General features: G+C 67.7%; 12 protein-coding genes. 1 reads left to right on the top strand and 11 read right to left on the bottom strand.

Annotation, left to right across the window (positions count from 1 at the left end; all coding sequences use genetic code 11):
• Positions 1 to 81: 81 nt before the first annotated feature.
• From C265_RS24630 to C265_RS24590, 9 genes are all read right to left on the bottom strand, one after another.
• Positions 82 to 1,596: a tripartite tricarboxylate transporter permease gene (locus tag C265_RS24630; protein WP_010811346.1), complete on the bottom strand. Its 1,515-nt coding sequence runs from the start codon at positions 1,594 to 1,596 to the stop codon at positions 82 to 84.
• 32 nt (positions 1,597 to 1,628) lie between these two features.
• The gene (locus tag C265_RS24625; protein ID WP_010811345.1) at positions 1,629 to 2,102 is read right to left on the bottom strand and encodes a tripartite tricarboxylate transporter TctB family protein; all 474 of its coding nucleotides are present in this window, start codon (positions 2,100 to 2,102) and stop codon (positions 1,629 to 1,631) included.
• A 230-nt stretch (positions 2,103 to 2,332) separates the two neighbouring features.
• Positions 2,333 to 3,301, bottom strand: a complete 969-nt coding sequence (locus C265_RS24620) for a tripartite tricarboxylate transporter substrate binding protein (RefSeq protein WP_010811344.1) — start codon at positions 3,299 to 3,301, stop codon at positions 2,333 to 2,335.
• 326 nt (positions 3,302 to 3,627) lie between these two features.
• Positions 3,628 to 4,464 (bottom strand): ChaN family lipoprotein, encoded by an 837-nt coding sequence (locus C265_RS24615; RefSeq protein WP_010811343.1) that lies wholly within the window; start codon positions 4,462 to 4,464, stop codon positions 3,628 to 3,630.
• Positions 4,465 to 4,785: 321 nt separating this feature from the next.
• Positions 4,786 to 7,983 (bottom strand): efflux RND transporter permease subunit, encoded by a 3,198-nt coding sequence (locus C265_RS24610; RefSeq protein ID WP_010811342.1) that lies wholly within the window; start codon positions 7,981 to 7,983, stop codon positions 4,786 to 4,788.
• Between the two features lie 3 nt (positions 7,984 to 7,986).
• Entirely contained in the window at positions 7,987 to 9,225 is a 1,239-nt protein-coding gene (locus C265_RS24605; RefSeq protein WP_010811341.1) for an efflux RND transporter periplasmic adaptor subunit, read from the bottom strand.
• A 260-nt stretch (positions 9,226 to 9,485) separates the two neighbouring features.
• Positions 9,486 to 10,124, bottom strand: coding sequence for an MOSC domain-containing protein (locus C265_RS24600; RefSeq protein WP_011616272.1), 639 nt, complete (start codon positions 10,122 to 10,124; stop codon positions 9,486 to 9,488).
• Positions 10,125 to 10,289: 165 nt separating this feature from the next.
• Complete coding sequence (locus C265_RS24595) at positions 10,290 to 11,462, bottom strand: MFS transporter (protein WP_037025245.1); 1,173 nt, start codon at positions 11,460 to 11,462, stop codon at positions 10,290 to 10,292.
• Positions 11,463 to 11,689: 227 nt separating this feature from the next.
• Positions 11,690 to 12,715, bottom strand: a complete 1,026-nt coding sequence (locus C265_RS24590; RefSeq protein ID WP_010811338.1) for a D-2-hydroxyacid dehydrogenase family protein — start codon at positions 12,713 to 12,715, stop codon at positions 11,690 to 11,692.
• A 461-nt stretch (positions 12,716 to 13,176) separates the two neighbouring features.
• Here C265_RS24590 and C265_RS24585 point away from each other — a divergent pair, with 461 nt between their 5' ends.
• The gene (locus C265_RS24585) at positions 13,177 to 15,033 is read left to right on the top strand and encodes a phosphoenolpyruvate carboxykinase (GTP) (protein ID WP_010811337.1); all 1,857 of its coding nucleotides are present in this window, start codon (positions 13,177 to 13,179) and stop codon (positions 15,031 to 15,033) included.
• Between the two features lie 61 nt (positions 15,034 to 15,094).
• Here C265_RS24585 and C265_RS24580 read toward each other — a convergent pair whose 3' ends face one another.
• Both C265_RS24580 and C265_RS24575 read right to left on the bottom strand, forming a co-directional pair.
• On the bottom strand, positions 15,095 to 15,769 hold the full coding sequence (locus C265_RS24580) for a response regulator transcription factor (RefSeq protein ID WP_010811336.1): 675 nt from the start codon (positions 15,767 to 15,769) through the stop codon (positions 15,095 to 15,097).
• Positions 15,766 to 17,172 (bottom strand): cache domain-containing protein, encoded by a 1,407-nt coding sequence (locus C265_RS24575; RefSeq protein ID WP_010811335.1) that lies wholly within the window; start codon positions 17,170 to 17,172, stop codon positions 15,766 to 15,768. The genes C265_RS24580 and C265_RS24575 overlap by 4 nt, the downstream gene beginning before the upstream one ends.
• Between the last annotated feature and the right edge of the window lie 487 nt (positions 17,173 to 17,659).

Raw genomic sequence — 17,659 nt, 5'->3', positions numbered from 1 at the left:
GGAAAACGAGAGACGAAAGACAAGAGGCCCGCACACCATTGGCGTGCGGGCCTCGCAAAGCTTACCGCAAGATCGCGCGCATCAGGCCGCGTTGTCGGCCTGCGCGTGCGCCGAGGTGCGGGTCGCGTGCCAGCGCAACAGGCGCGGGATCACCACCACCGCCACGGTCAGCGCCAGGATGGTGGCCGAGATCGGCTGGCGCAGGAACAGGGTCCAGTCGCCCTGGCCGATCGACAGCGCATTGCGCAGCTGCTTCTCGGCCATCGGCCCCAGGATCATGCCCACGATCACCGGCGCGGTGGGGAAGTCGAAGCGGCGCATCACCATGCCGAGCAGGCCGACCACGAACAGCAGCAGCAGGTCGAACCACGACTGGCGGATGCCGTAGGCGCCAAGCCCGGCGAAGATCAGGATGCCGCCGTACAGCAGCGGCGTGGGCACCCGCAGCATGCGCACCCACAGCCCGATCGCCGGCAGGTTCAGCACCAGCAGCATGACGTTGCCGATATACAGCGACGCCAGCAGGCCCCACACCAGGTCGCCCGAGGTCTGGAACAGCATCGGGCCCGGCTGCAGGTTGTAGTTCTGGAACGCGGCCAGCAGGATCGCGGTGGTGTTGGAGGTGGGGATGCCCAGCGTCAGCAGCGGGGCCAGCGTCGCGGTCACTGCGGCGTTGTTGGCCGCTTCGGGGCCGGCCACGCCTTCGATCGCGCCGACCTTGCCGAAGTCTTCCTTGTGGTCGGACAGCTTCTTCTCGGTGGCATACGACAGGAAGGTCGGGATCTCGGCGCCGCCGGCGGGGATCAGCCCGAACGGGAAGCCGATGAAGGTGCCGCGGATCCACGCCGGGATCGAGCGCTTCCAGTCCGACTTGTTCATGTGGACCGAGCTGAGCTTGTTGAAGGTGCCCGCCGGCTGTGGGAAGAACGCGTTGAACAGCGCCTCGCCCACCGCGAACAGGCCCACCGCCACCACCACGATGTCGATGCCGTCGTACAGTTCCTGCACGTTCATCGAATAGCGGGTCTGGCCCGACAGCGAATCCATGCCGATCAGGCCGATGCCCAGGCCCAGGAACAGTGCGGTCATGCCGCGCAGCAGCGACGAGCCCAGCACGGCCGAGACCGTGGTGAAGGCCAGCAGCATGATCATGAAGTACTCGCCCGGGCCGAACTGCAGCGCAACGTCCGCCGCCACCGGCGCGAACATCGACAGCATCACCGTGGCGATGGTGCCCGCCACGAACGAGCCGATCGCCGCGGTGGCCAGCGCCGGGCCGGCGCGCCCGTTCTTGGCCATCAGGTTGCCTTCCATGGCTGTGACCATGGTGGAAGACTCGCCCGGCGTGTTCATCAGGATCGAGGTGGTCGAGCCGCCGTACATCGCGCCGTAGTAGATGCCGGCGAACATGATCAGCGCGGCGGTCGGTTCCACCTTGGCGGTCAGCGGCAGCAGCATCGCCACCGTCAGCGCGGGGCCGATGCCCGGCAGCACGCCGATGGCGGTGCCAAGGAAGCAGCCCACCAGGGCCCACATCAGGTTGATCGGCGTGATGGCCACGGCAAAGCCGTGCATCAGCTGGTTCAGGGTATCCATTCGAAGACTCCTTGCTGGACGGGCGGGCGGGCTCAGAAGCCGGCGATGGGCAGCAGCGGCAGGTTGATGCCGAGCAGGAACTCAAACAGCGCCCACATCGGCACCGTGATGCACAGGCCCATCAGCGCGTCGCGCACGATGCGGCGGCTGCCGTAGCCACGCGCCACGCACACCATCAGCAGCGTGGAAGCGATCACGAAGCCAAGCGTGCCGATCAGCGCCATGTTCAGCACCAGGCCCGCGGCCACCCACAGGAAGCCGCCGAAGTTGTGCGGCGCGTTGGGCAGCTCGGCATCTTCTTCCGGCATATTGCGGAAACCGCCGCGCACGCCCTGCCAGGTCAGCAGCGCGCCGCACACGGCCAGGCCGACGGCCACCAGCGTGGGCACGAAGCGCGGCGACAGGCCGGCGTAGCCCTCGTCGCCGGAAATGCCGGACAGCCCGAGGAAGAAAAACAGCGAGAGCGCCAGCACGGCAATGCCGATGGCGAGGTGCGAGGGTTTCATGGAGACTCCTTGGCCTTTGTCGCCAGCATGGGTGCTGGCGTCCGCGACGCTGGCAGGTGCTGCCCGCGCGGCGGCAGGGCCCGGCGACATATGATTATTTGTCTGGTATCGCAGGTGGACACCGGGCCCTGCGCCGTTTTCCTGCCGCCGGGTTCACCGGCGGGATTGGCAGGCACGACAGGTAAAGCAGGTTGATGCGGTACTGCCGGTTTGGGTGCCGCCGGCAGTTCTTACTTGGCCACGCCCAGTTCACGCAGCGAGCCGCCCAGGCGGGCCGATTCGCTGTCAACGAACTTGCCGAACTCGTCGCCAGTCAGCAGGAACGGGGTCCAGTCATTCTTCTGCAGCGTGTCCTTCCAGGCCTGGCTCTCGGTGGCCTTGACCACGGCGTCGATCATGGCCTTGCGCTGCTCGGCGCTGATGCCGGGCGCGCCGTACACGCCGCGCCAGTTATAGATCTCGACGTTCACGCCTTGCTCCTTGAGCGTCGGGATATCGGCGGTGCGGTCCTTGGAGGTCACCGCCAGCGCGCGCATCTTGCCGCTCTTGATGAAGGGCAGGAATTCCGACACGCCGGCGATGCCCACCGTCACGTGGCCGCCCATGATCGAGGCCGAGGCTTCGCCGCCGCCCTGGAACGGCACGTAGTTGATCTTCTTGGGATCGACGCCCGATTCCTTGGCGATCAGGCCGGCCAGGATGTGGTCGATCGAACCCTTGGAGCCGCCGCCCCAGCTGACGCTGCCCGGGTTGGCCTTGAGCTGCGTGGTCAGGTCCTTGACCGACTTGATCGGCGAGCTGGCCGGCACGGTGATGACCATGGTGTCGGCGAACAGGCGCGCGATCGGGGTGGCGTTCTTCAGCGTGACCGGCGGCTTGTTGGTCTCGATCGCGCCCACCATCACCGCGCCCACCACCATCAGCGCATTGGGGTTGCCCTTGTCGGTATTGACGAACTGGGTCAGCGCGATGGTGCCGCCGGCGCCGCCCTTGTTGTCGTATGAAGCGGTCTTGGCCTGGCCCGCGGCAATCATCGCGGCGCCCAGCGAGCGGCCGGTCTGGTCAAAGCCGCCGCCGGGGTTGGCGCCGATCATGACCTTGACGCTATCGAGCGCAAAGGCCGGCGCGGCGGCGAAGGTGGCGGCAACGGCGGCCGATGCCATCACGGCATGGGCCAGGCGGGAATAGGTACGGCGCATAGTGGTCTCCTGGTGTTACCGGGGATACGCCATGCCAGCCTGCTGGCAGCCGCGATCCGACCCGGGCGTTCCGGCTGCCACTGCGTTGCGGGGGACGGGAAGACAGCCTGGCGGACTGCGCGAAAGGCGCAGTGCCGGTGCTTGTCTCCTGTCCGGCGCGGCGGGGCGTGGCCGGGACTGTTCTTGGACTTTTGGTGAACGTCAGACCGGAATTACCGGTCATGGGGCGGATTCTAGGCGGGGGAAACTGTCAAAAGGCTGTCAATCGGGGGCAGAAAGGGTCGGGGTTTACGTGGATGGCGGATTGCAGCGCGGGCGCAGGCCCCTCAACCCGCCGGCTTCGCCTGCTGGCACGGGTCCTTGCGCGCCACCGCCGGCACCACCACGGCCATGTCGAACTCGCCGTCGGCAGGCGGGTTTTCCACATACCCCACGCTGACCACCTGCCCCACGCCCGCCCCCAGCCAGCGCGGCACGCCGATGTCGCGCCGCACGTGGCCGTTGCCGGCGATCAGCACCGCGCCGCGCTGCGCGTAGGGGCGCAGCGTCTGCGCCATCACCGCATCGCGCGCGGCCTGCGCCGCCAGCATCCCGGGCAGCATGGCCTTGGGGAAATTGCCGCAGTGGCCCCGGTCCAGCACCGCCGTCTGCGCGGCCACGAGGTCGCCGGGGAGCGCGTGGGACAGGCCCAGCTGCTGGCGCTCGCCGGCCGGGAACAGGCTGTCCAGTCCGCCGCGCACGATCTTGCCGGCGTCGGCGCGCGACAGGTTGGCCGCCACCAGCGGCAGGTCGTACTGCAGCGCCAGCGCCACCACCGGCCGGTACAGCGGCCATTGCCAGGCACCGCCGCCGGCCTGGGCGATCAGGTAGTCGGCATCGCGCGGGCGCTCGCGGCGGGCGCGCTCGATATCGGGCTGGCGCTCGCGGTCGAACTGTTCCATGGCGATGGCCGGGCGCCAGCCTTGCTCGACGGCGCGCGTCAGCGCGGCCAGGCGCTGCTGCTGCGCGGCGGCGTTGTCGTGGACCTCGCCCAGCAGCACGTAGGACTTGCCGGCGAAGGCGGCGCTGACCGCCTCGGGCGCGGGGCGCGTGGCCGCGCAGCCGGTGGCGAGCACAGCGACAGCGGCGGCCAGCATACCGGCAATGCGCAAACGGAATGACATCACGCAGTTCCTTTCCCTATCTCGTTGTAGTGGCGGGGTTGGCGGCCTGCGCTCCCGCTTGTTGCCCGGGTTGGTGTGATGGTCACGTCATCATTCCGTGACGATGCGCGGGCGTTCCAGCAGGCGGTGCGCGGCGACGTCGAGCGCGTCGGTGTTCGCAACCTTGTGCCGGCGCGCCCACGTCACCAGCACGTAGCCGCGCCCGCTTTCAGGCGGATGGCGCGTGCAGCCACTACATGTCGCTGATGTCCGACCCTGGCCGGCACCTCGAAAGCAAAGAGCCCGCAGCAATGCTGCGGCCTCCTCTTGTCTGCCGGTGCCTCAGCGCTGGTGCACGGTCTCGCCCGGAGCCTTGTCCGGCAGCTTGGTGCCTTCAGAATCAATCTGCAACGGCCCCGTCCCGGAGAACCGGTCCAGTGCGAGGTAGATCACCGGCGTGATAAACAGCGTGATCACCTGCGAGAACAGCAGGCCGCCGACCACGGCCAGGCCCAGCGGCTGGCGCAACTCGGCACCGGCGCCTAAGCCGAGCGCCAGCGGCAGCGCACCCATCACCGCGGCGAAGGTCGTCATCATGATCGGCCGGAAGCGCAGCAGGCACGCCTGCCGGATCGCCTTCGCCGGCGTCATCCCTTGTTCGCGCTGCGCGGCCAGCGCGAAGTCGATCATCATGATCGCGTTCTTCTTGACGATGCCGATCAGCATCAGCACGCCGATCACGGCAATCAGCGACAGCTCGACATTGAAGATGAACAGCGTCAGCAACGCGCCCACCGCCGCCGAAGGCAAACCCGCCAGGATCGTCAGCGGATGAATATAGCTTTCATACAGCACGCCCAGCAGCGTGTAGATCACCGCGATGGCCGCCACCAGCAGCACGATCTGCGTGGCCTGCGACGACTGGAATACCGCCGCGTCGCCGCCCCAGCTGGTGAAGATCGAGCTGGGCATGGCGATCTCCTGCCGGTAGCGGTCGATGCGTGCCGAAGCATCGCCCAGCGCCGCGCCCGGCGCCAGGTTGAACGATACCGTCACCGAAGGCAGCTGCCCCTGGTGGTTGACGGAGATCGGCCCGACCCGGCGCTCGGTGGTGGCGAAGGCTGAGACCGGCACCATCTGGCCGGTCTTGCTGCGCACATAGAGCTTGGAGAACGCGCTCTCGTCGGTGCGGTCGACATCGGCCGCCTGCAGGATCACGTAGTAGTTGTCGATCGGCGTATAGATGGTCGACACCTGCCGCTCGCCGAAGGCCGAGTACAGCGCGGTGCGCACGTCCTGCATCTGCACACCCAGCGCATTGGCCTTGTCGCGGTCGATCGACAGGTGCGCCTCCAGCCCGGACTGCTGCGAATCGCTGGTGACGTCGCGGAAGATCGGATCGGCGCGCATCTTTGCCATCAGCTGGTCGGACGAGTCCTGCAGCTGGCCGGCCTTCACGCTCTGCAATGTGTACTGGTAGCGGCTCTTGCTCTGGCGCCCGCCCAGCTGCAGGTTCTGCACCGGCGCAAAGTACACCGCCAGGCCCGGCACACCGGCAACATCGCGCCGCAGCGACTCGATCACCTTCGGCATCGCTTCGCGCTCGCCGCGCGGCTTCAGTTCGACAAACATGCGCCCGGTGTTGATGGCCGGCGACGGACCGCCGCCGATGGCGACCACGATGCTCTTGACCGCGGGGTTGGCGCGCATGCGCTCGGCGGCGTCGCGCAGGCGTTCCGCCATGGCGTCGAAGGAGATGTCCTGCGGGCCTTCGGCGTTGACGCGGATCTGGCCGATATCCTCTTCGGGGAAGAAGCCCTTGGGAATGGTGACGAACAGCACCGCGGTCAGCACGAAGGTCAGGCCCGCGACCGCCAGCACGGTGCGGCGGTGCGCCAGGCACCAGTCCAGCCCGCGCGCATAGCGGTGCAGCGTGAACTCGAACAGGTTCTCGAACCACTGCGTGGAGCGCATGCCGAAGGTCTGCTTCTGCACGATGGCGGGCTGCGCCGACGCGTGGTCGCCGTAGGCATGGTGCGATTCATCCACCGGCACGTTCTCGGCCGACAGGAAGCGCGCGCACAGCATCGGGATCAGCGTCAGCGACACCAGCGCCGATACCAGGATCGCCAGCGACACCACCGCGGCAAATTCATGGAACAACAGCCCGATCACGCCCGGCATAAAGAAGATCGGGATAAACACCGCCACCAGCGAGATCGAGATCGACAGGATGGTGAAGCCCATCTCGCGCGAACCCACCAGCGCGGCCTTCAGCGGCGCCACGCCTTCCTCGATATGGCGCACGATGTTCTCGAGCATGACGATGGCGTCGTCCACCACCAGGCCCACCGCCAGGGTGATGGCCAGCAGCGAGACGTTGTCCAGGCTGTAGCCGAAGGCCTTCATCAGCGCCACCGTGCCGATCAGCGAGATCGGCAGCGACACCGTGGGGATCAGCGTGGCGGCGGCGCGGCGCAGGAACAGGAAGATCACCATCACCACCAGCGCCACCGTCAGCGCCAGCGTGAACTGCACGTCGTGGATCGATTCGCGGATCGAGCGCGAGCGGTCGTTGACCACCGACACATTGACCGAGCCCGGCATCTGCTGGATCAGGCGGGGCAGGGCGGCGTTGATCGCATCGACCACTGCCACGGTGTTGGCGTCGGGCTGGCGCAGCACGGCCAGCACAATCGAGCGCTCGTTGTTGAGCCAGCTGCCGGTCTTGATGGTCTCGACGCTGTCCTCGACCTCGGCCACGTCAGAGAGCCGCACCAGCGCGCCGCTGGGCTGGCTGGCGACGATGATGTTGCGGAAGGCGTCGGCGCTGGTCAGCTGCCGGTTGGCCTGGATGGTCAGGGTCTGGCGCGCGCTGTCGAGCGTGCCCACCGGCGTGTTGGCGTTGGCGCGATTGAGCGCCGTGGCCAGCTCGTCCAGCGTCAGGCCGCGCGCGGCGAGCGCATCGGGGTGGGCGCGCACGCGCACGGCAAAGCGCTTCTGCCCGAAGATCTGCACCTGCGCCACCCCCGGCAGCGTGGCCAGCGTGGGCGAGATCAGGTTGTCGCCAAAGGCATTGAGGTCGGCCAGGCTCATCGCCGGCGAGTTGATCGCCAGCAGCAGCACCGGCGCGTCGGCCGGGTTGACCTTGCGGTACGACGGCGGCACCGTCATCTCGATCGGCAGCGAACGCTGGGCGCGGAACAGCGCCGCCTGCACGTCGACGGCCGCGTCGTCGATATTGCGGTCGTTGTTGAATTCGATGGTGATGCTGGAGTTGCCGAGCGTGTTCTGCGAGCTGATCACCGTCACGCCGGGGATGGTCGCGAACTGCTTCTCCAGTTGCGTGGCCACCGACGCCGCCATGGTCTCCGGGCTGGCGCCGGGCAGCGTGGCGGTGACCTGGATCACCGGCGAGTTGAAGCTGGGCAGCGCCGCGATCGGGATGGTCGGATACAGCACGATGCCGGCGACCACCACCGCCAGGCACAGCAGCACCGTCATCACCGGACGGCGGATGCAGAGTTCAGACAGCGTCATGGCTCAGTGCCCCGCGGTGGCAGGGGCCGGACGGGCGGCGGCGGCCGAGGCGCCGGCGGCCGGGGCCTCGCGCACCAGCGCGCCGGGGCGCAGGTTCTGCATGCCTTCCACGACTACGCGGGCGCCGGGTTGCACCCCCTCGACCACGGCGGCGGCGGCAGTGGTGGTCACCACCTGCACCGGCACGCGCGCCACCTTGCTGTCGGGCTGGACCACATAGACAAAGCGGCCTTCGGGGCCGGTCACCACCGCCTGCGGCGGCACCGACAGCGCGCCCTTCAGGGTCTGCACCACGGCGTTGACGTTGGCATAGGTGCCCGGCCACAGCCGCTGCTCCTCATTGTCGAACTGCGCCTTGACGCGGATGGTGCCGTACTGCGGATCGACGGTGTTATCCACAAAGGTGATCCTGCCGGTCACCGGGGTCTTGCTGCCGTCGTTGGGCAGCGCGGTGACCTGCACCGGGCCGGCGTGCAGCGCCTCGCGCAGCGCGCCCAGCTGCCGCTCGGGCAGGCTGAAGGTGACGGCAATCGGCTGCACCTGGGCGATGATGACCATCGGCTGGGTGCTGTTGGGCAGCACCAGCGAACCCGGGAAGGCGTTGATCACGCCGGTGCGGCCGCTGATGGTGGCGCGGATGGCGCCGTAGCTGACCGCCACGCGGCTGGCTTCGATCGCGGCCTGGTCGGCGCGCACGGTGGCGGCAAAGCCATCCACCTTGGCCTGGGCGGTGTCGACCGCGCTCCTGGAGATGAAGTTGCGCTGCAGCAGCTCCTGGCTGCGCGCGAGCGTGCGCCGGGCATCGGCCAGGTCGGCCTGGTCGCGCAGCAACTGGGCCTGAGCCTTGGCCAGGTTGGCCTCGTCCATGCGGGTATCGAGCGAGAACAGCAGGTCGCCCGGCCTGACGGTCTGGCCTTCCTTGATATGGACGGTGCGCACGGTGCTGGACACCTGCGGGCGCACCTCGACCGTGGACAGCGCGGTGACATTGCCGTTGGCCGTGACCTGCAGCGGCACGTCGCCCTGCTGCACGCGCGCGGTGGACACCACCACGGCGGCCGGCGCCTTGGGCGCGGGCTTGGGCGCAAACCAGGTACGCCAGGCAAACCAGCCCAGGCCGGCAATGACCAGCACCACGGCCACCACCGCCCACGGCGATACGCGGCCGCGCCCGGTTCCGGTGGCCGCCCTCCAGTTGCTGTCGACGAAGCCCTTGGGCTGGTCGATCCTGTCAGATTTCATATTTGTGTGGACCCTCTGCACCGCGTCTTCGCGCCACTCCCCGTAATCGCCCGGCTGGTTGTGCCCAGATGTTGCCGGTGCGCGTCGCGCAAAGACTCTACTAGTACCGCGCTTCGCCCACCGGAGCCAGCGCCGCGTATTACAGTCCGTTACAGGGTTGCAAGGGTCTGGTAATGCCCGGCACCGGCAAACGCCGTCCGGGCCACAGGGGAGGCCGGAGATGTGTTTAGCGGGGCGCTTGTATGGTTAGACAAACATTATCAGAAAAGCTGCCGCCGGCCATCGCGGCGCCACTGATTGACGCTGTCGACCGACAGTTCGCGTGGCCCGGCCTGCACAACCACGACATCGCCGGCGCGCACTTCTCCCTTCAGCACCACGCTGAGGTAGACCCCGGAGTAGCCGCTCTGGATCATGTCGCGCACCGCGTGGCGGTAGCCTAGCGCGGCATTGAACTTGTAGCAGGGCTTGCGCGGCGACTCCACCCGCAGCAGGGCCGTGCCCACGCGCACGAGGTCGCCGATCCAGAGTTGGGATTCAAGCAGCCCCTCCAGGGTCAGGTTCTCGCCGATGGCGCCAAACGGCAACGGCGGGCCTGACTCAGGCTGCCCGCACGCGCGGCGGCGCGCGTTCCACCACGGGTAGTGCTCGAAGGGATAGGCGTAGACCGCCTTGTCCAGGCCGCCGTGCACGGTCAGGTCACCCTGTTCGTCGCCGGCCAGGCCCAGCGGCTGCACCTGTACCCGCAACGGGTGCAGCAGGGTACTGACAGGGTGCTTGCGAATGCCCGACAGCACCACCGCCTCGGTGCCAGCCCCCGCGACCACCAGCGGGATGGCCTTGCCCAGGCTTACCGCCAGCACGCGCGCAAGGCCCGGCCGAGGTCTGGATTCGCTCACGTGCGCCCCCGCTTCGTGGTTACCCTTCCGGCTGTGGAAAGGGTTGTGGATAAGCTGCGGATATGCCTGAGGATAACGGGGCGGATAACACTGTGGACAAGTGCTTGGTGCGGTCCCTCACAAGGAAGCCGGCGGCGGGGAGCCGCCTCTGGTTTCAGCCTTGCATCACACCTGCTGCGCCGCCTGCGGCCGCTGCCACTGGCAGCCCAGCGCCCGGGCGCGTTGCGATACCGCCAGCGCCACCAGCATCAGCGCCGCCGCGCCCCAGTGCAGCGTATCGGCGCCGGCCAGTGTGTAGATGGCAGCCCCGGCCATGGCGCCGGCGGCCTGGCCCAGGTAGATCGACGAGGAATTGAGCGAGATCGACACCGATGCACGCTCCGGCGCCAGCAGCACCAGCCGCGCCTGCTGCGCGCTGTTGGTGGCAAACCCGCCCGCGCCCCACAGCATGAACAGCAACACCAGCGCAACGCTGCCCAACCCGGCCAGCGGCCACAGCACCATGGCCGTGATCGAGGTCAGCAGCGTGACCTGCACGATCCGGCTGGGCGTGACCCGGTCCATGCGCGACGCCGCCATGGCATTGCCGAATACGCCGCAGGCGCCGTAGGCCAGGAACATCAGGCTGAGCGCGCCACCGCTGATGCCGTAAACGTCGCGCATCAGCGGGGCGATATAGGTGAACACGGTGAACATGCCCGCCGACGAGATCATGGTGGTCAGCACCACCAGCATGATCGGCTTGTGGCGCAGCACCGCGCCCCAGGCCTCGCGCCCGGCCGGCGGCACCTTCAGCCCGCGCGGCAGCGCGCGCCAGACCGCCGCCGACACCAGCAGCGCCAGGGCCCCGACCAGCGCCATGCTGACGCGCCAGCCCAGCGTGCTGGAAATCCACGTGCCCAGCGGCACGCCCACCACGCTGGCAATGCTCCAGCCAAGAAACACAAAGCTGATGGCACGCCCGCGCGTCTGTGCGTTGACCAGCAGCGGCAGCGTGGCGGCGGTCTGGGGCGTATAGATGGCCGCGCCGATCGCGGTCAGGAAGCGGATCGCCATCAGCGCCGCAAAGCTGGGCGCAAACGCGGCGGCCAGGTGCATTACCCCGTAGATCAGCAGCGACCCGGCCAGCAGCAGCCGGCGGTCGATGCGCGAGCCCAGCGTGGCAAACAGCGGGGCGCCGATGCAGGTGGCCAGCGCAAACACCGAGATCAGCTGCCCGGCGCTGGCCGCGCCCAGCCCGAAATCGCCGGCAATGTCGTTCAACATGCCGGTAACGATCATCGCACCGGTGCCAATGACGAAGTTGCCGACGCAGAGCGTCACTAGCCTGGGGTCCATGCCGGCCTTGGGAATTGTGGATTGGCGCAGGGGGGCGCCTTGTTGTTGTCTGGGCTGCCGCGGGCCGTGGCAGGCCGGGCGGTAAGGGAAGTCCCGAGTGTAGCGGTTTCGTGGAATTCGCGTTTCCCGGAGGAAATGCCCGGCCAGATGTGAAACACCCCTGTCCCGCATGGCGGAACAGGGGTGTCGGGGGCGGGCCGTCCGGAGGCAATCCGGCCGCTGGTGACTCAGCGCGTCAGCACCGGCGCCAGCGCCTTCGGGTTGACGATGCAGTCATGGTTGCCGGCCAGCACGTCCAGGATGTTCTGGAACGCGGTGCGGAAGTACAGCTCATAGCTGTCGCGCTCAACATAGCCCAGGTGCGGCGTGCAGATGCAGTTTTCCATGCGCAGCAGCGCGTGGCCCTGCAGGATCGGCTCGGACTCGAACACGTCGATGGCCGCCATGCCCGGGCGGCCCCGGTTCAGCGCGGTGACCAGCGCGTTCTCTTCCAGCAGTTCGGCGCGGCTGGTGTTGACGAACAGCGCCGTGGGCTTCATCCGGGTCAGGTCAGTCATCTTGACGATGCCGCGGGTGTCGTCATTCAGGCGCAGGTGCATCGACAGCACATCGCTGTCGGCAAACAACTGCTCCTTAGATTCGGCCACGCCCAGCCCGTCGGCACGGGCGCCTTCGAGCGACGCCTCGCGGCCCCAGACCAGCACCTTCATGCCAAAGGCGCGGCCGTAGCCAGCCAGCAGCCGGCCGATCTTGCCGTAGCCCCAGATCCCCAGCGTCTGGCCGCGCAGCACCTGCCCAAGGCCGAAATTGGGCGGCATCGTCGTCGATTTCAGCCCCGATTGCTGCCAGGCGCCATGCTTCAGGCTGGCGACGTATTGGGGAATGCGCCGCTGTGCCGCCATGATCAGCGCCCAGGTCAGCTCCGCCGGCGCAACTGGCGAACCCACGCCCTCGAGCACTGCCACGCCACGGTCGGTGGCGGCATCCAGGTCGATATGGCTGCCGGGGCCGGCGCCGACCTTGCCGGTCTGGCTGATCAACTTCAGTTTGGGCAGTTTTTCCAGCAGTTGCCGGGTGATGCGTGTGCGTTCGCGGATCAGAACCACGGCTTCGACGTCTGACAGGCGTGCGGCCAGCTGGCCCACGCCCTTGACGGTGTTGTTGAACACCTTGACGTCGTGCCCCTCCAGCAAACTGAAGCAAGGCAGCTTGCGCACGGCATCCTGGTAATCGTCGAGTACGGCAATCTTCATCGGCAACTCTGGTTATCTAACGGTCTTGTGCCGGTTGGTGCGCGCGGCCACCGAGCAGCGCGCCGGCCAACAGTATTGTTGAGAAATATCGAAAAACCCGCGCCGGCCGGTGGCGGCGATTGTTGCATAGCAAAAAACAGGGGGGTGCGCCAGTGGTATCCTTGCCCGTTCCGGTGCCGCTGCGGATTGTCGGTCGAGCATTGCTCCCGCCACGCGATCGCACCCGGGCAAAGTCCGGCCAGCCCGCGCAGCCACCCCTGCGCGCGCGAAGCGCAACTGTAGCGCAGCCGCAGGGACCGCCGCGACCTTTTGCATAAACGGGGCCGCCGCGGAGTTGTAACGGGATGTGTCGATCCGAGTGTGACCATCACTCCGGGCGTGTGACGGCCCCATCTGCCCGCTGGCCAGGCTTTGCAAGGATTCCTTCCCTTCCTTCCCTTTACGAATCTGGAGTCTGCAGTATGAACCACCCCACGATGCAAGGTACGGCGCCCGTCAATGCGCCGGCCTGGGTCAAGCACCCCAAGCTGGTGGCCTGGGTCGCGGAAATCGCCGCCCTGACCAAGCCTGACAATATCCATTGGTGCGACGGCTCCCAGGAAGAATACGACCGCCTGTGCGAGCAGATGGTCGCCGCCGGCACCATGAAGCGGCTGAACCCGGCCAAGCGCAAGAATTCCTTCCTGGCACTGTCGGACCCCTCGGACGTGGCGCGGGTAGAAGATCGCACCTTTATCTGCTCTGAAAAGCAGGAAGACGCCGGCCCCACCAACAACTGGACCGCACCCGCCGAGATGCGCCAGACGCTGAACGGCCTGTTCGACGGCTGCATGCGCGGCCGCACGCTGTATGTGGTGCCGTTTTCGATGGGCCCGCTGGGTTCGCCGATCGCCCATATTGGCGTGGAACTGTCCGATTCGCCGTATGTGGCGGTCAATATGCGCATCATGACGCGCATGGGCCGCGCGGTGTACGACGTGCTGGGCAGCAACGGCGAGTTCGTGCCGTGCGTGCACACCGTGGGCAAGCCGCTGGCCGCCGGCGAGCAGGACGTGGCCTGGCCGTGCAATCCGACCAAGTACATCGTCCATTTCCCGGAAACGCGCGAGATCTGGTCGTTCGGCTCCGGCTACGGCGGCAACGCGCTGCTGGGCAAGAAGTGCTTTGCACTGCGCATTGCATCGACCATGGGCCGCGATGAAGGCTGGCTGGCCGAGCACATGCTGATCCTTGGCGTGACCTCGCCCGAGGGCAAGAAATACCACGTCGCCGCCGCGTTCCCGTCGGCCTGCGGCAAGACCAACTTCGCCATGCTGATCCCGCCCAAGGGCTTCGAGGGCTGGAAGGTCACCACCATCGGCGACGACATCGCCTGGATCAAGCCGGGCCAGGACGGCCGCCTGTACGCGATCAACCCGGAAGCCGGCTACTTCGGCGTGGCCCCGGGCACCAGCGAGAAGACCAACTACAACGCGATGGCGACGCTGAAGGAAAACGTCATCTTCACCAACGTGGCGCTGACCGACGACGGCGACGTGTGGTGGGAAGGCATGACCAAGGAAGCGCCGGCGCACCTGATCGACTGGCAGGGCAAGGACTGGACCCCGGAAATCGCCAAGGCCACCGGCGCCAAGGCTGCGCACCCGAACGCCCGCTTCACCGCGCCGGCATCGCAGTGCCCGTCGATCGACGACAACTGGGACAACCCGGCCGGCGTACCCATTGATGCGTTTATCTTCGGCGGCCGCCGCTCGACCACCGTGCCGCTGGTGACCGAGGCCCGCAACTGGACCGAAGGCGTCTACATGGCCGCCACCATGGGTTCGGAAACCACCGCCGCGGCCGCCGGCCAGCAGGGCGTGGTGCGCCGCGACCCGTTCGCCATGCTGCCGTTCTGCGGCTACAACATGAGTGATTACTTCGGCCACTGGCTCGAACTCGGCAAGAAGCTGGAAGCCGCGGGCGCGAAACTGCCGAGGATTTACTGCGTCAACTGGTTCCGCAAGGACGCCGACGGCAACTTCGTGTGGCCAGGCTTCGGCGAGAACATGCGCGTGCTGTCGTGGATGATCGACCGCGTGGAAGGCAAGGGGCAAGCCGCCGAGCATATGTTCGGCACTACCCCGCGCTACCAGGACCTGAACTGGAATGGCGTTGACTTCACGCCGGCGCAGTTCGCGCAGGTGACTTCAATCGACCGTGAAGCGTGGCAGCAGGAGCTGGTGCTGCATGATGAGTTGTTCACCAAGCTGCGGCATCGGCTGCCGCAGGCGCTGGCGGATGTGCGGGCGGCGCTGGGCAAGCGGCTGGAAGGCTGATCGCGCCACGGTTCGCGCAGTTCGCAATAAAGACGCCCGTCTCTGCCGAGACGGGCGTTTTTTATCCCGCCTCGCTATCCCCCAGCGTCTCCACTGCGTACTTCACCAACCCCGCCCGCCCCTCGATCCCCAGCTTGCGCTTCAGGTTCAGCCGGTGCGTCTCCACCGTGCGCACCGAAACCCCCAGCTGCGCCGCGATCTCCTTGTTGGCCAGGCCCCGCCCGATGCCGCGCAGGATGTCGCGCTCGCGCGGCGTGAGCGCATCGAGCGGCCCTGCGGCGGGGCTCTGCTCGGCCATGCCGCGCGCAATGCGGGCGCTGTAGAAGACCCGTCCGGCCAGCACGGACTGGATCGCCGCCATCAGCTCGTCGGCGGGCGCGTCCTTGAGCACATAGCCGCGCGCACCCGCACGCACCGCCTGGCGCACGTATTCCAGGTTGTCGTGCATCGACACGATCAGCACCGCCAGTTCCGGATAGCGGTCATGCAGCGCCGCGGCCAGGGCAATGCCGCCCATGCCGCGCATGCCGATATCGGTGATGACCAGGTCGGGCAGCTCGGCGGCACCGGCTCGGTCCAGCCACGCCAGCGCGGCCTCGCCGTCGTCGGCTTCACCGACCACGCGCAGGCCGGGCTGCAGCGCCAGATGCATGCGCATTCCGTCGCGCACCAGCGCATGGTCGTCGATCAGTAATACGCGGGCGGGCACTTCGGCGGAGTCGGCTAGCTGGGTCATGACGGCGAGGGTCCTGCTGAAACGGGATCGTGCGCAATGGCCGCGGGCCTGGCCAGCGGCAGTGAAGCGACCAGCTGGGTGCCGCCCATGCCCGAAACGATGTCGAACTGCCCGCACAGCGCGGCGATGCGCTCGCGCAGGTTGCGCAGTCCGATGCCGCGCTGCGGGTCCTCCTGCATGCGCGCCACGTCGAAGCCATGCCCGTCGTCGCGCACGGTGAGGCGCGTGGCATCGGCATCGAAGGCCAGCGCCACCACGACCCGGCGCGCGCCGGCATGGCGCTCGACGTTGGTCAAGGCTTCCTGGGCGATCCGGAACAGCGCCGTGGCCTGCTCGTCGGGCAGTTCGCGCGGGGTGCCGCTCTGAGTCACCGCAATTTCCAGCCCGCTGCCGCCCTGCATCTCGCGCGCCAGGTGCTGCAGCGCGGCGTACAGGCCCAGGTCGTCGAGCAGGGCGGGGCGCAGGTTGCGCGCCACGCGGCGCACTTCATTGAACACGGTATCGAGCCGGTTCAGCGCCATGCCCAGCACCGGCGCCACCGCGGCGCCTTCGGCCGGGGCCAGGCGCAGGCGGTTGGTGGCGGTTTCCAGCACCAGCTTGACCGACACCAGCAGCTGGCTGATGCCGTCGTGCAGCTCGCGCGAGAGCCGGGCGCGCTCTTCTTCCTGCGACTGCACCACGCGCTGCGCCAGCTGGCGCAGCTTGGCGTCGGCCTCGCGGTGCTCGCTGACGTTCAGCGCCAGGCCGCTGGCGGCGACCAGCAGGATGCTGATGCCGGCAATCACGCCGATCCAGGCCATGGTCTGACGGATATCGGTCTCGGCACGGGCATCGAGCTGGCGCAGCGTGCTTTCCACGTCATCCAGGTAGATGCCGGTGCCCACCATCCAGCCCCATTCGGGCACCGCCACCACATAGCCGAGCTTGGGCGCCAGCTGCTGCGACGAGGGCTTTCTCCACAGGTAGCGCACCGCGCCGCCACCACCCTTGGCTGCGGCAATCAGTTGCTGGATGGTCAGCGCGCCCTGCGGGTCGCGCAGCGTCCACAGGTCCTGGCCGACCAGTTCGGGCTGGCGCGGGTGCATCAGGTTGCGGCCGTGCAGGTCATACAGGAAGAAATAGCCGTCGGGGCCGTAGTCCAGCCGCGCAAGTGCCTCCATCGCGGCCTGCCGGGTGGCGGCGTCGGTGCGCCCGGAGCGCACCAGCGGCGCGATCGCGCTCTGCGCCAGTTCTACGTAGTGGCGCAGCTCGGTTTCCTTGCTCTGCAGGTAGGCGGCCTCGACCAGCGCGCGTTCATGCTGCGCGAGCTGCGTGGCCTGGAAGCGCACGGCAAGTGCGATGCCCAGCATGGCAACCGCAAGTGGCGCCACGGCTAGCAACAGGATCTTCTGGCGGAGTTTCATACGAGTGCGGGGGGACCGGGGGTAAACACCGATGCCGCGCAGGCGGCATGCCACCGTCGATTTGCGTAGTACTACGCAGAAGTGCTGCGTAGTTACGCGCTTGTGCGGGGTTTGGCGGGTGTCAATACTACACGCCGAACGCGCCGCCGCCTTAGTGGCCTGTTCCGCAGGTAACTTGCCAAGAATGAAATCGTCCAGTTGGTCGTCAGGCTAGGCGCGAGGAGGCGCCATAGCCGTAGCTATGGCAACGACGAGCAACGACGCATGGCGGCCAACTGGGCGGTTTCATGGCAAGGTACCTGCGGAACAGGACACGATCAGGGCGCATGCGCGGACGCAGCTGGTGCACCGTCCACACCCGGACGGTGCGTCGCCTGCCTGCAAGACGAGATCCGGAAACGACGACACAACCGGGCGCGCAGCAGCTATCCCAGGAGACACCCTCACCGCCGGATTGCCCCCGCTGCCCGCCCTCGGCGCACCCCCG

This window comes from Cupriavidus sp. GA3-3 (genome assembly GCF_000389805.1).
GTDB classification, from domain to species: Bacteria; Pseudomonadota; Gammaproteobacteria; order Burkholderiales; family Burkholderiaceae; genus Cupriavidus; species Cupriavidus necator_D.
This window is presented reverse-complemented; position numbering and strand designations above follow the sequence as displayed.